At 36.2% G+C, this 14,372-nt stretch carries 9 protein-coding genes and 1 pseudogene; 6 read left to right on the plus strand and 4 right to left on the minus strand.

Going from position 1 to position 14,372, the window contains the following annotated elements; translation table 11 throughout:
* Positions 1 to 83: 83 nt before the first annotated feature.
* Positions 84 to 2,171 carry an NAD-dependent DNA ligase LigA gene (ligA, locus tag F6K13_RS03025; protein WP_124147513.1) on the minus strand — a complete coding sequence of 696 codons (2,088 nt, stop codon included), beginning with the start codon at positions 2,169 to 2,171 and terminating at the stop codon, positions 84 to 86.
* Positions 2,172 to 4,425: 2,254 nt separating this feature from the next.
* Positions 4,426 to 5,382 (minus strand): Npun_R2479 family HD domain-containing metalloprotein, encoded by a 957-nt coding sequence (locus F6K13_RS03030; protein WP_124144847.1) that lies wholly within the window; start codon positions 5,380 to 5,382, stop codon positions 4,426 to 4,428.
* A gap of 1,274 nt (positions 5,383 to 6,656) precedes the next feature.
* On the opposite strand from F6K13_RS03030, the gene F6K13_RS03040 reads away from it, so the two are divergent.
* The 4 genes and pseudogenes from F6K13_RS03040 to F6K13_RS03050 all read left to right on the plus strand — a co-directional run bounded on the left by F6K13_RS03040 (position 6,657) and on the right by F6K13_RS03050 (position 9,193).
* Entirely contained in the window at positions 6,657 to 6,821 is a 165-nt protein-coding gene (locus tag F6K13_RS03040; RefSeq protein WP_161564505.1) for a hypothetical protein, read from the plus strand.
* A 109-nt stretch (positions 6,822 to 6,930) separates the two neighbouring features.
* Positions 6,931 to 7,110: pseudogene (locus F6K13_RS35750) on the plus strand (Calx-beta domain-containing protein); the annotation flags it as partial.
* Between the two features lie 69 nt (positions 7,111 to 7,179).
* On the plus strand, positions 7,180 to 8,142 hold the full coding sequence (locus tag F6K13_RS03045) for a Calx-beta domain-containing protein (RefSeq protein ID WP_375339419.1): 963 nt from the start codon (positions 7,180 to 7,182) through the stop codon (positions 8,140 to 8,142).
* Positions 8,132 to 9,193: an SGNH/GDSL hydrolase family protein gene (locus F6K13_RS03050; RefSeq protein ID WP_124144845.1), complete on the plus strand. Its 1,062-nt coding sequence runs from the start codon at positions 8,132 to 8,134 to the stop codon at positions 9,191 to 9,193. Before F6K13_RS03045 ends, F6K13_RS03050 begins: the two co-directional genes overlap by 11 nt.
* Before the next feature lie 114 nt (positions 9,194 to 9,307).
* Here F6K13_RS03050 and F6K13_RS03055 read toward each other — a convergent pair whose 3' ends face one another.
* Positions 9,308 to 9,643, minus strand: coding sequence for a transposase (locus F6K13_RS03055; protein ID WP_353735631.1), 336 nt, complete (start codon positions 9,641 to 9,643; stop codon positions 9,308 to 9,310).
* Between the two features lie 403 nt (positions 9,644 to 10,046).
* Here F6K13_RS03055 and F6K13_RS03060 point away from each other — a divergent pair, with 403 nt between their 5' ends.
* Together F6K13_RS03060 and truB are read left to right on the plus strand one after the other, a co-directional pair.
* Complete coding sequence (locus F6K13_RS03060; protein ID WP_124144843.1) at positions 10,047 to 10,913, plus strand: calcium-binding protein; 867 nt, start codon at positions 10,047 to 10,049, stop codon at positions 10,911 to 10,913.
* Between the two features lie 803 nt (positions 10,914 to 11,716).
* The gene (gene truB, locus F6K13_RS03065; protein ID WP_124142836.1) at positions 11,717 to 12,622 is read left to right on the plus strand and encodes a tRNA pseudouridine(55) synthase TruB; all 906 of its coding nucleotides are present in this window, start codon (positions 11,717 to 11,719) and stop codon (positions 12,620 to 12,622) included.
* Positions 12,623 to 13,433: 811 nt separating this feature from the next.
* Here the strand turns inward: truB and F6K13_RS03070 are convergent.
* Positions 13,434 to 13,775: a hypothetical protein gene (locus tag F6K13_RS03070; protein WP_124142834.1), complete on the minus strand. Its 342-nt coding sequence runs from the start codon at positions 13,773 to 13,775 to the stop codon at positions 13,434 to 13,436.
* Positions 13,776 to 14,372 lie beyond the last annotated feature (597 nt).

Below are 14,372 nucleotides of genomic sequence, written 5' to 3' on the forward strand. Positions count from 1 at the left end.
ACCCCAGAAATGCTGAAGCAGGGATTAGTGCAGAAGATACAAAGCGTCACCCTCGTTACTACTTGCCTGTGAGAACTATCGTATTATGTCGATAAATTGCGCAAATTGTTAACTAAGTCGAAACTCTCCAAAATTCCCAATAACTGTGCTTCACTCAACTGGTCGATCCCCAACTTTTCGGCCTTCTGTAACTTAGAACCTGGATCTTTTCCTACCACAACAAAATCAGTCTTAGAACTCACCGTACTTGTCACCTTACCACCAGCAGTTTCAATCAAACTCTTTGCCTCATCCCGCTTCAAGGTTGGTAAAGTTCCCGTTAACACAAAAGTTTTGCCTGCTAAAAATGCACTTTGCTCTTTTGCCACATTGCCCGTATCTGTTCTTACATCCATCACCACTCCAGCATTACTCAGACGTTCTACCAACTTCTGATTAGCTGAAACCTGAAACCACTGTTCAACTGATTGAGCAATTTCTGGACCAATTCCATAGACTGCTTCGATATCTGTCGCCTTTGCCTGTGCCAACTGTCCTACATTGGAAAACTTCTGAGTTAATAACTCTGCATTTACGCTACCCACATGACGAATACCCAAACCATAAAGCACCCGTGGCCAAGATTTGCTTTTGGAACTAGCGATCGCATCCACCAATTTACTGGCCGACTTTTGTCCCATGCGTTCGAGGGAAGTCAAACTTTTGACAGTTAAATCATATAGATCGGCCACCGACTCAACTAAACCACTATTGACCATCTGCTGTACTAATTTTTCCCCCAAACCATGAATATCCAGAGCACCTCTAGATGCCCAATGTACCAAAGAACCCCGAAGAATAGCAGGACATGAAGAGTTGATACATCTCATTATTGCCTCATCGGTAGGTTTGACCGCAGGTTGACTGCATTCTGGACAGTGAGTAGGCATTTGAAATAGTTGAGCATTTGTGGGACGTAGTTCTGGCAAAACTCGTACTACTTCTGGAATAATTTCTCCTGCTTTGCGGACTATTGCAGTATCTCCAATATGTAGATTTAGTTCCGCCAGGCGATCGCTATTATGTAGAGACGCCCTTTGTACTGTTGTACCTGCTAACTGGACAGATTTTAATTCTGCCACAGGGGTAAGTGCCCCAGTACGGCCCACTTGAATTGTGACTGCTTCGACAATGGTCGGGACTTCTTCAGCAGGATATTTAAGAGCGATCGCCCACCGAGGAAATTTTTGAGTAAATCCTAATTTTTTTTGTAGTGGTAAAGAATTAAGTTTAACTACAACTCCATCGGTTAAATAGGGCAAATTTTTTCGTTCGGTATCCCAATATTTATAGTATTTTTGAATGTCATCTAAAGATGAGCAAATTTGACGATGAGGATTAACTTTAAAACCTAATTTTTGTAGTAATTCTAAATATTGCCATTGAGTAGAAAGTTGAGATAATTTTGAGTTAATTTCAGATTTTATATAAAGTGTATAAGCGAAAAAATCTAGTCGGCGTCGAGCAACTATTTTTGAATCTAATTGTCGCAAAGTACCTGCTGCTGAATTACGGGGATTAGCAAATAGTGGTTCTCCTATTTTTTCTCTTTCTGCGTTGATACTTTCAAATACATTAATTGATAAAAAAGCTTCACCTCGAACTTCTATTATTGAGGGTGGATTATCTATTTTTAGTTTTAAGGGAATACTTTTAATTGTTTTGACATTTTGAGTAATATCTTCTCCTGTAATTCCATCTCCACGAGTAGCTCCTCTGACTAACAAACCATTTTCATAAGTTAGAGCTAAAGCAGAACCGTCAATTTTTAGTTCACAAACATAATCTACCGTATCAGGATGGGGATCGATTTCTATTTGACGTTGCCAACGTTCTTGCCAATTTTTTAATTCCTCAATATTAAAAGCATTTTCCAGACTATAAAGAGGAATATTATGTTCAATTGATATAAATTTAGTTGCTGGTTTTTCTCCCACTCTTTGGGTAGGACTATCTGGAACAATTAATTGAGGATATTGGGTTTCTAATTCTTGTAATTCTCGAATTAGGCGGTCGTAAACAGTATCTTCCATAATAGGGTTATCAAGCACATAGTAAGCATAGCCAGCTTCTTGAAGTTTCTGCCTCAATTGTTGAGCATGCTGCTCTAATTCTGGTGTTAACTTTGCCATGTTTTTTTCTCCTTAGACCCAATATTTTGATCGTATTCTCAATACCGATATTTATTTGATTTTTTTTGTTATAGCAGAAGGAAAAAAGAAAAATCTTACGTTGTCTGAGTTTTAAGCTTTTGATATGTCCGCACCCTTTCCTTTGACTGCTATATACCAAGAGGAATAAACGAGTGCATAGAAGTGTTGCGGAAGTTCTCCCCCTACAATTAGTTGATACAAAAATTGATGTATAGTATTAATCCACAAGAAATGGTTTTACTCCTGAAAATCAAATAAGTAGAAGAACCTATATTGAGTTAAAAATTTATCTAACTTTGACGATATAATTCCTCTTTAGACATAAAGTAAAAGTGCTTTTTTACATCTTTAAATAAATCTCATCAATAAATTTAAAGTGTTTTAGCTCTTCAGTTTTGCTGCTTTAAAATAGCTATCAGATACAAGCTAAAAAGCATAATTAGGGTTTGCGCTCAAAAGTATTTTAGTAGGGGTAGGAGACAGGAGACAGGAGACAGGAGACAGGAGAAATGGATCGGGAGCGAGGAAGTAGGAGTAAGAATTGTAAGAATGATTTTTCTGCCCAACTATGCGCCTAAAATACTAACTTTTTGAGCGTTTTAGACTGAAACAGGCGCACTTTTTTCGTTCCCAAAAAGGCACTTGTCTTTATATGTCAATGCTTTTATATTTAATCAGCAAGCCCTAATTATCCAGTATTTTTACTATACAGCGCTTTTCATATTAATCAACCACATCGTCACAATCATGCGCCCTATAGGGAGGTTTCATGAACGTCCCGACTCTACTCCCTACTGTGGTCTACCGAAATTAAAACCGCTGTAAATGAGATATATTATAGGTTCTCAGTTTGTTTAGTTATAGCTGTATTCTTGATAGTAAAACGATCTTAAATAGGTCTATAAACTATTACTAGAAAATTCCCAAATCTACTAATAATTATTTATTTACTGTCAAACTTATAGCATTTTTTAAATAGATAGGCCACAGTTAGCAAAGTATTATCCTGCTCCGTGCTCCCTACTCCCTAAACCAAAATAATTTTGTAGTCTAGTTAAATAGAAAAGCGCTGTAATTGCAGTCTTGAGATGATTAACTCTAGTAAAAATTAGTGATTTTCATTTATCTGACTTTTTAAATGTTGGTCTACCAAAAAATTTACTTTTTTTGTTATACCATTTCTCCATGAAGTTGTACTTAAAAAAATATGATAAAATCAGTTTGATAAAGTATCAGCAACAATTATTAAGTGCATTATTACAAATAAATGGTATGAGAAATTAACTAACATCGCCAATACTTATCTAATCTTATGAGATGATTTTATTGTACTTTAAAATAAAATTATTTGTATTTAATAAATAGTTTCTTAGTCTGTTTTAATTCTACTGATTGGAAATGACTGTCTAGTTTACTGTAAATTTAACCTATATATAGAACATTAAATGAATGAGCAAAGGTCAATTTGAGCGAAAAAAAAGTTCTCAACCCTCCCCTTTTAAGCTATCCATTACCCACATCTTTAGTTAACATAAAACTTGATAAAATAGACAAGTTATGTGTAAGTCTTTTAGAGTCTTTTTCCAGAGAAAAGTATATTGAAAAATACATTTTTTTGAGAACTGTAGACAAGATTCTTATATCATATTCGGTTGAATACTTATAAATAAATGTTGTGAGTCCTCAGGAGTCAAGAGTCAGGATTCAGGAGGAAAAAAAGGAGAAAAAGAGGAAATATTGGAGAATAGTATTGATAATTTCAGTATTTCTTTGGTACCGTCAGTACTCTCAGTCCTTAAATTTTATTTATAACTGATTATCCAAACATAATATTACTCCCCACTCTCCCCACACTCCCCACAAAGTTTTCAGGAGTTTCGTATAAGGAATAGGATTTTAAGAGGGGATAAAAGCATTTTAAGAGGGGATAAAAAAGAAAATTATGCATCTTCTAGCTTCCCTATTGCAGCAGGTACTGTTAACTGTTAACTAATAACTCAATTAACATCTGGTTCTATTTAACAAATCTAATCTTTGGCCTAAAGCTTAATTCCAATGTCTTTTCAAAGGCTATAACTAAATTATGTATTGTGGTTATTTATTAAATCTTAGATTGGATTCTATACCAGTGACTTACCATCGTGCAAACTAACTCAAATCACATCTAATTTGAATTACATAAATTAATTATATTGATTGATAGTTTTTTTTGTGAAAATCATATTTTTTCTAGTTATAAATTCAAGCCTAAAATTTCACTAAATTTCTTTTTATTCACTGGTGTTGTTTTGGGAATATCTCCATTCGTGTAACTTTTATTCTTGGCATCTAGTAATTTTGTACCATTAGTTTTTTCCTTTGGTTCATGTTCTACCTGAAACACATTTGCGTAGAGATTAGCAATAATTTGTTTGCCACTTTGAGTCAATTCTAAATAATTAATAGCTGCCGGAATATAAGGATAAACCCCATCCCAATAAAATTTTGCATAGCTACGTCTTAGATCCGCTGGAGATTCATAACCCAAAACCTTATTAGTGCCAACTTCTTCAAATTCATAGAATAAAGCACCAATTTTCAGCAAATAATTAGGGTCGCTTAATTGACCGATTAAATCTGCTGCTCTTGATAATCCAGAAAAATTATTTCTATCTTGATGAGTTTCTGCCTTAGGAATAGGAAAACGAGTTAGTTCAATATTACGTTTAATTTGATCTGCATCAATTAGTCGATGACCACCAAAACGTTCATCTATTACTAATTTACCTCGATCCACATGATAAGGAGTAAGACTAGCTGAAGTAGCACCATCTGCCAAAGAAACCATTCCATCATTGATTCCTGTAGCATATAAACTTAACAATTCTTGGTCCTCTCGACAAACTCCTTTAACATAACCAATATCGTGGCACAATAATGAAATAATATAATGTAACCAATCTTCGGGAGACACCCCACCTTCACGAATGTGCTTACCCCGCAAAATTTCTTGCCCGACAAGAGTAACTAACATTGTATGTTCAACGTTGTGATATAAAGCATCACAATTAGCAATATTTTCTAGAGCCATATTTCCTGCCCAGGCAATAATTTCTGGATAGTTTGGCTTAAAACCACCATAAGTACGATGGTAACCTGCTTGTAACTCTTTTACGAAAGCATTTATTAATATTTCTGTTGCATTTAACATTATATTTATTTGCACTCCAGTATTAAGTATTATTCTAATAGCTCGATCTATGGTCATTAGCTATTAATTTGTCAATTCATAAATTCATGATTCACTAGCTTTTCTCATTACTTGCAAGTCTGAATACCAAAAAATAATTTTTTTAGCTTTGATTATTATTATCGACTTAGTTTAAAATTAGCAGAAATCTATAGCTTCGCCAAAATAATTTCTCAAATAAGGACATTGAAATTCATCAGAAATAGGAATAGACCTTTAGAAGAGTCCTTTAATCTTATAAAATAGGCAAACTTAATTGATTCAATAAGGGAGTAACTATTAGACATCTCCAGAAAAGTGGCAACAGGCAACAGCTCCGGAAAGCAACAGGGAGAAATAATTGATAATTTATGGATAAGAATTAATTTTATTTTTGATTTTTACCAGATGTCTATTAACAACACCTCAGACTGCTATATAATACTAAATTAAGTTTATAGAGTATCCTTTTATATAAATGGGGAGACAGGGTATAGGGAAGATGAGGAGAGGGTTAAATCTGATCATCTTTAATAATCAGATTTGGTATAAACTAGAATGAATCAGAAGACACAAGACAGGAGTAAGAATAAATTAGTGGGCAATCAAACTTAAGACCAGCAAATAAGTCATCATATTTGCTGAAGGTCTTAGATCCATAGGAATTAAAAATCACGACTCCTGACTAGTAAATCTCGCCAATCTGAAAGTATCCCAATATCCTCTTTTAAAAAATAACTTTAATTACGACCAGGTTTATTAGGCTCTGACAAAAATAACCAAGCAATTCTTTTAGGGTTGCAGATTATGGAATAATATTGCCAAAAATTAGTTTAAACTTTGACAGGACTTACGCAAGGACACTATATATAGTGTTAATCTTTAAGACTCTCTCTAGATTTGCGATCTAAACTCCGTTTCCCTAACAACATCGACTATTTGAAATCCAAACCAGTCAATATTCCTCAGACTACTATCTTACTTGATTATGGATACCACCCTGAAAAGATCATAGAGGAGTTAAAGAAAATTTATCTGGCAATTATGACTAAGATTAGGTTTAAACTATCGCCAAAACCATCAAAGTTAGAGAAAGAGAATCTGGGAAAAAAAGGGTTTGTTACTGTTCAATCCTGGTGGGTGATGGAAAGAACCAATTCCTGGATTGAGAGGTGTAAAAGCTTGACTAAAAATTTTGTTTGCGCAGCATTCCCCAGGAAAAGAACCCTGGAAAATGCTACTGCCAAGTAAATTATGTGTTTTATTCGACTAATGCTTCAGAGATTGGCGATCGCCTAAATTTTGAGAGATACGCTCAGGGGTTCTATAAAAGTGTGACCGGAGAATGGATAGTCACAACCTTTTGTGAGAGAAACTATATTGAAAAGTTTGATCGGGAAGCTCTGGGATGGTTGGGTTGAAAAGAAGATCAACTCAGAGATCAAACCAGTATGATGCGTCATTTGATCTTAGTGTTTGTTGCCTATACTTTCATTGTTTACCAACAATTAATAGCAAGCCACAGCAGATAATGATTATGGCAGCACTCCCATAACAGTTGATTTTGCAGATGGAGAAACAGAGAAAACAATTAATATCTCTATTGTTGATGACAGTGAGCAAGAGGATGACGAAACAATTAATCTAACTTTATCCTCCCCTACAGGAGGAGCCACCCTCGGCACTGAGGAGACAGCGGTGTTAACAGTTGTAGACAATGATGCTTCTTCTCCAGATAATGGTAATAGTGGTTCACCATTGCGTATAGAAGCAGAAGATATGACTCTAAGTGGCTACAAATCTGAATCCAGAAGTGTAGCTTCAGGTGATGCAGTAGTCTCTGTATCCAGAAAACACACACAAGGTAGTGCCACAACTCAGTTTACAGGAGATACAGGTACATACAATGTAGTAGTAGGTTACTATGATGAAAAAGATGGTCAATCTTCTGTTTCAGTAGAAATTGGTAATCAGACCATTGATTCCTCGGTATTTGACCAAGATTTGGGTAATAGCTCGGTGAGTAGTAAAAATTTTGTAGAGCGGACTATCGCTACAAGTCTACAGATTAATAATGGAGAAAACATCACCCTTAACGGTGAAAAAGAGGGAGGGGAGAGGGCAAGATTTGATTACATTGAATTTATCCCTGTTGCAGCGCCAGAGCCAGCACCAGCACCAGCACCAGAGCCAGCACCAGCACCAGCACCAGCACCAGAGCCAGCACCAGGAACATTATCCTTTAGCGACACCACTTACAGCATAAATGAAGATGGTACTACTCAAGGTGCCGTCATAGTTACTCGTAGCAGTGGCAGTGATGGAGCAGTCAGTGTGACAGTTACCCCCTCTAACGGTACAGCAACAGCAGATAATGATTATGACAGCACTCCCATAACAGTTGATTTTGCAGATGGAGAAACAGAGAAAACAATTAATATCTCTATTGTTGATGACAGTGAGCAAGAGAATGACGAAACAATTAATCTAACTTTATCCTCCCCTACAGGAGGAGCCACCCTCGGCACTGAGGAGACAGCGGTGTTAACAGTTGTAGACAATGATGCTTCTTCTCCAGATAATGGTTTAGGTGGAGATAATACTTTTAACGGTGGTCCTGGTGATGATAATTTCGTCAGTAGTTCTGGTAACAACAGCTACGATGGCGGTGAGGGTCAAGATACAGTCATCTATGCTAGCAACAAGACCAGTGGACTTATTGCTAGCATAGATGACTGGTGAAGTCAGCCGTAAGTTTGAAACTTGGTCTGAAGACTTTAAAATTTTACCTCTAGGCGACTCTAACACTAGCGGATATCCTAGTGATGCCAGCAATGCTGGCTATCGTAACGAATTATGGAGGTCTTTAAATGGTGCTGGCTACAATATAGATTTTGTTGGTACAGCATACAGTGGTCCTTCTGATATTGATCAAGACCACGAAGGTCGTGGTAAATTCACTATTAATCAACTTACAGATAACGCCAGTAAAGCTCGAGGTAAAAATCACCCATCAGTGGCAAGATACACAAATATTGAAGATACCTTAGCCACTTATGATCCTGATATGGTTTTATTGATGGCAGGTACAAATGATATTAATAAAGGGGATAGTCCAGATACTGCTCTTGCAGACCTTGGTGATCTGGTAGATCGAATGAACACAGCACTACCAGAATCACAAATTTTAGTTGCATCTATTTTGCCAAACTTTAGTAACTCGGACAGAGAAGCGAGAACTGAGGAGTTTAACGAGCGAATACCTAGTGAAATAGTTGAACCCAGAAAATCTAGTGGACATAATGTACATTTCGTAGATATTTTTAATACACCTTTAGAGTCTAGTGACATCACTAAGGATGGTTATCATCTGACAGCTAGTGGTTACGATAAGATAGCTGAAGTTTGGGAAGATGCTATTATCAATACGGTTGTCGCTAAAGATACTTTAACAAATATTGAGAACTTGATTGCTTCTGATGGTGATGATGAACTTATAGGTGATAATTCTGCCAACCAACTTACAGGTGGTCTTGGTGATGACACCCTAACTGGTGGTGGTGGTAATGATGTATTTATCTATAGTCAAGGAGATGGAACTGACATTATTACAGACTTTGAAGTTAATAACGATAAACTTGGATTATCTAACGGTTTAACTTTCAGCGAATTAACGATTGAAAATGCAGGTACAAGCACTGAAGTTAAGGTCACCCTCACTAATGAAGTTTTAACTGTACTTGAAGGGGTAATAGCAAATGACATTACCTCCAGTGATTTCATAACAGTCTAATATCATGTTCGGATGATCACTTATAATAAAGCCAGAATCATTACAGTAGCAGTATTCAAACTTTATGGCCAAAAAGATGGCGTTCGCAAACTACCTTTATGTTCAAACGATCGCTTATAATTGAACAGCCCTAGTTTGAGGCCACCAATGGAAGCAAGTTAGTCCTTGTATTAAATCATGCTGTTTCATTAGTTGTTGACACCGAAAGACTAATAGTTCTTCAAGTTCATCTAAAGAAAGGGGAGAGCTATTGGCCACAACTTCATTAGTTAAAGGCCACAAACCTTCTGCTGGTTGTAGTTCTGGTGACTTGGCAGGTAAATAGATTAAATCCAAACCCTGTGGTATCTTCAAACTATGACTGGTATGCCAACCGGCTTGATCGATGACCAGTAGAACTCTTTTATTCTTTCCCAGACCATATTCAGTGGCAAAATCATCTAAAAACAGGACTTACGTAAGGACACTATATATAGTGTTAATCTTTAAGGCTCTCTCTAGATTTGCGATCTAAACTCCGTTTCCCTGGCTCTAGAAACAGTAGGAAAAACATTTTCCTGTCTAAAAATCATTATCATATGAAATCCGGTTATACAGTTATCTCACTTTCTACTTCCATTAAATACAGACATAAAATGCCGGAATATCCCAAGATTTTTCCCACTCTCATCCTGACTTTCTCACTACTTTCTCACTACTTTCTCCTGACTCCTGACTCCTGACTCCTGACTCCTGACTTATACGATAACTAATTATCCGGATACTGTATCACTTTATGTCTTAACCAATCTATACTATTACTATAAATATAAATATAAATATTATTCACAAAGAAGTTATTCGGTAAAGTTTTATGGTCACGGCAACACAAGAAGACCTTTTTAACGGTGTAATCGATCTGTTTAGTTTTTTTGGGCCTTCGATTATTGATGAATCAATGCCAGGAGGGGGTAACGATACCAATAGAGGTGGTAATGGCGATGGGAGTGGTAATAGCACAAGCACCGATGGAAGTGGGAGTTCTGGAAATCAATTCAATGAAATTCTCGGCACAGAAGAGGATGAGAGTATCAATGGTACAGCAGGAGCAGACCTCATTATGGGAATGGGAGGTCGAGATTCTATAGAAGGTAGAGGCGGAGGAGATAGAATTTTTGGAGAGGGAGATAATGATACTTTGCTCGGAGGTGAAGGTAATGATTCCCTACTAGGTGGTCAACAACAGGATTCTATTCTAGGGGGTGATGGTAGCGACACATTGTGGGGTGGTAGGAATAATGACTCTCTATTTGGTGAAGAAAATGAAGATACACTTTATGGTAATAAAGGGAATGACCGTCTTTTTGGAGGTTTAGAAGATGATAGCCTCTTGGGAGGTAAAGAAGATGATTCTCTAGATGGAGGTGAAGGTGATGATACTCTAGTCGGCGACCGCGACTCTGATACTTTAACTGGAGGAACAGGAGAAGATTTATTTGCTATTAGTGAAAATACAGGTGGTCTCAGTCCATCAGATGCAGATATTATTACAGACTACAACCCTGAAGAAGACGATCAAATTGGATTAATTAATGGTTTGGAGCGTAGTGACATAGAATTTGAGACAACAGTTGTAGGTGGAGAAAACGGTGTAGCTATTAGGTTGAGGGATGATGAAGAAGATTATCTGGCAATAGTGCTGAATGTTGTAGAAGGCGATCTTGACTTTACTATTATCTAATATCATGTCTCTTTAAATACCCACAATTGAAGAAGGAGACAGGAGACAGGAGACAGGAGACAGGAGGAAAATTACATGGGGATAGTCAACGACCTGCCGCTCCGCGTCTACGCTCCCCCAAGTAATGCGTGAACACCCCCGTTGACGGTGGGGTATTAAACCCACAAAGAAAATGATAACATTGATTAGGGAGTAGGGAGTAGGGAGTAGGGATTAGGGGGAAATTTGATAGATTCTCAAGATAATTGATGAAGATCATTAATATTTACGTCTAATTAATGAGACCTGATATAAAACCAAAGAATATAGCAATGAGCGCTGGTATATTTACAAATTGCAGGAGAGGCCAAATAGCTAAAAGTCTTATATTATCCACAATTTATTCCCCCTGTTGCCTTCCGGAGCTGTTGCCTGTTGCCTGCAGCGCTATAACGAAAAATTATGGGTGGAATAACAATATAATGGGCGTTGCTTAAATGTAATGATAATTAGACATCTCCTCCACCCATAGGGAGTAGGCAGTAGGGAGTAGGCAGTAGGGAACCCACCCGCGGGGCCCGACCGTGGAGGGGAAAGAATTGATAATTTCTTTGGGATATAGATATTGATTTTTTATTCTTGGAGATGTCTATTAGCTGAAGGTAAAATTGAAAAACTGGCATTGCACAGTGACAAATGATTTTAGATTTTTGATGAACAGGATTTTGGATTAATCAATTGCTAAAATGATTAATATTAGGTTTTTTACTCAAAGTCTAAACTAATTTTTGGCAATATCATTCCATAGTGTGCAAACCCATATAATGCAAGGCTTTCTCAATCTCAACAAACCATCTGGCATGACTTCCCATGACTGTGTAGCAAAAGTAAGAAAGTTACTAGGTCTCAAGCGTGTTGGCCATGGAGGAACTCTCGATCCTGCGGCTACTGGTGTCTTACCTATTGCCGTGGGAAAAGCAACTAGATTATTACAGTTTCTACGCTCAGAAAAAGCTTATTGTGGCACAGTCAAATTTGGTGTAATTACGACCACTGATGATTTAGAGGGAGAAATTGTTAAATCTACACTAGCGCCACAGTTAACATTGTCTGATATAGAAGCAGTGCTGCCAAATTTCTTAGGAAAAATTGAACAACTGCCTCCTAGTTACAGTGCAATACAGGTGGAAGGAAAGCGACTTTATGATTTAGCTCGTCAGGGAAAAACTGTTGAAATTCCTACTCGGGTTGTAGAAGTGTCTAGTTTAGAAGTTCTTGAATGGCGGAGTGGAGATTTTCCTGAGCTGGATTTAGCGATCGCTTGTGGTACTGGAACTTATATTCGGGCGATCGCTCGCGATCTAGGTGCTGTTTTAAATACTGGAGGGACTTTAGCTACTTTAACTCGAACAGAAAGTAGTGGCTTTTCTTTGAAAGATAGTCTTACCTTTGAGCAGATGGAAACTCAACTGCAACAAAAAACATTTAATCTATTATCACCAGAAGTAGCATTGGCACATTTACAAACAATAGTTTTAGTTATTGAGGATGCCAAAAGATGGTGTCAAGGTCAACGTTTACCTTATCAAAAAAAATGGGAAATAGAAGACGAAAAAACTGAAAATCCTCTGCGAGTATATAATATTGAAGGTGTATTTCTGGGTATTGGGCAGTTAATCAAATCCGAGGAAAATTTATTATTAGCACCTCAAGTTGTTATTTGTGAATAAGAAGGAAGAAGAAAGAAAGAACAAGGAAGAAGGAACAAGGAAAAATCTGGCTTTGTCTGAGTTTTCAGTTTTTGATATGTCCGCGCCCTTTCCTGCGACTGCTATACCAATTTTTGGCGTTGCTGATTTGAGGTATGAAATTCAACTAGTGGTAAATTTTTAGCCAAAACAATACTGCAAATTATACCTATTTCTTCCTAATTTAATCACCGAAAAACTTGTTTCTACCTACTCTGCTGACTCGGTCCTCCTGACTCAGTCCTCGGTCTTCCTGTGAAATCATACATTTATTCAGCAACCCCCAATTTTTTTTAATTAGACCTCTTGCATAATATCATGTCCGCTGGGGCGCGTTTGTGTAAAACCAAAGATGAATATCTACAGGAAATTTACCTTGTTTCAAGCTTTTAAGCCTTCTTCCCTCTTGCTTCTTGCTTATTCCTTACCTTCACGCTGACAATACCGATGCTACCGGACATGACATAAATCATATCAAATCCATTTGATTGGACATCAAAAAAATCTCCAATCGTCATAACTACGCTCATCAAAGTGATTCTCTCAGCAGGGAAGAAGAGGAAGTTTTAAAGTGTAGAAAGTTTTTTTTGTCACGCTATTATCCGGACATAATACTAGATCAAAAAATCACGAGTTTACCTAACTTATGCAATATAGCTAACTTATCTGAATTAAGAAAATTCCAAATTTCAATTTTTAAGATAAAAAGTCTGAAAATATTACTTTTATTGCCCGTCTTTATGTAGACATTACATTGGCGAATGAAATATCTCCAGACCCACATCAATACCACCTAATTATTCAATAATAATTCAAAGGATTGCCTTAAAGATTTAATATCTCCCACTCTTGCCACTAAAAGGTTTTCCTCCCCAGCATCTTTTAAGCGAGAATTCCAATACTGAATACTATCAGGGTTATTCATCCAAAAATTAATCACTGTTTCGACAACTTTATCTACTCTCCAACCACGATTCGTAGAAACATTTTCAACAGATTTTATAAACACATCTAGAGAACATTCATGGTTTCCTAGATATTCTACAGTTAAGTTTTTTTCTACTTGCAGTTTTTGTTGGTGATTAAAAAAATGTAAGATTGGAGAAATACCTAAAAGTTCAAAAGTATACTGCATTTCTGTGTTTCCTCTCTAATTATTTTTGATATTATAACTATATTTTAGATACATTTAAGTTAGCAGTCTTTCAAGGCGAGTGCTAATTTTTTGACCTCTAATTAATTATTAATCAGATGCAAAATCTTGACTTTATTCTTTAATTTGTCCTCAAAATATAATGGCGTACTTTTAGCACTTATTATCAAAGATTGCTAATAGTTTATCTAGTTAAATTTTGTAGTTTTATCAACTTCTTATTTAGATAATACTAATTTGTCAAACCAGTTTTTGTCAAATTATTTACATTCAAGACAACATTTTATTTACATAACTTTACATTATCTGATTTTTACTTTTTTTATATCTACATTAGATTGTGTAGAAAATCTCTGAAAATTAGAGAAAAGAAAATACTGATAATAATGTCAGACTTGATGATCTATAATTAATTTAGATTTTGTTACGAATGTAGTAAGATTTTATGACTGTAACGATCAAACAAATATTCCTAATTTAATTCCCAGTTGCTTTATTCCTCAAAAATATTCTCACAGCTTAATTAAATAGAAATGCTATATTAATAAATTGTGATTTATTAATATTTAGAGTTTTGAA

This window comes from Okeania sp. SIO2B9 (genome assembly GCF_010672505.1).
Taxonomy (GTDB): Bacteria; Cyanobacteriota; Cyanobacteriia; order Cyanobacteriales; family Microcoleaceae; genus Okeania; species Okeania hirsuta.

Excerpts from the sequence above, each read along its gene's own strand:
- F6K13_RS03050 (WP_124144845.1), top strand. The coding sequence starts at position 8,132 with ATGACTGGTGAAGTCAGCCGTAAGTTTGAAACTTGGTCTGAAGACTTT.
- truB (WP_124142836.1), top strand. The coding sequence starts at position 11,717 with ATGCAAGGCTTTCTCAATCTCAACAAACCATCTGGCATGACTTCCCAT.
- F6K13_RS03030 (WP_124144847.1), bottom strand. The coding sequence starts at position 5,382 with ATGTTAAATGCAACAGAAATATTAATAAATGCTTTCGTAAAAGAGTTA.
- ligA (WP_124147513.1), bottom strand. The coding sequence starts at position 2,171 with ATGGCAAAGTTAACACCAGAATTAGAGCAGCATGCTCAACAATTGAGG.
- F6K13_RS03070 (WP_124142834.1), bottom strand. The coding sequence starts at position 13,775 with ATGCAGTATACTTTTGAACTTTTAGGTATTTCTCCAATCTTACATTTT.
- F6K13_RS03060 (WP_124144843.1), top strand. The coding sequence starts at position 10,047 with ATGGTCACGGCAACACAAGAAGACCTTTTTAACGGTGTAATCGATCTG.
- F6K13_RS03045 (WP_375339419.1), top strand. The coding sequence starts at position 7,180 with ATGACTCTAAGTGGCTACAAATCTGAATCCAGAAGTGTAGCTTCAGGT.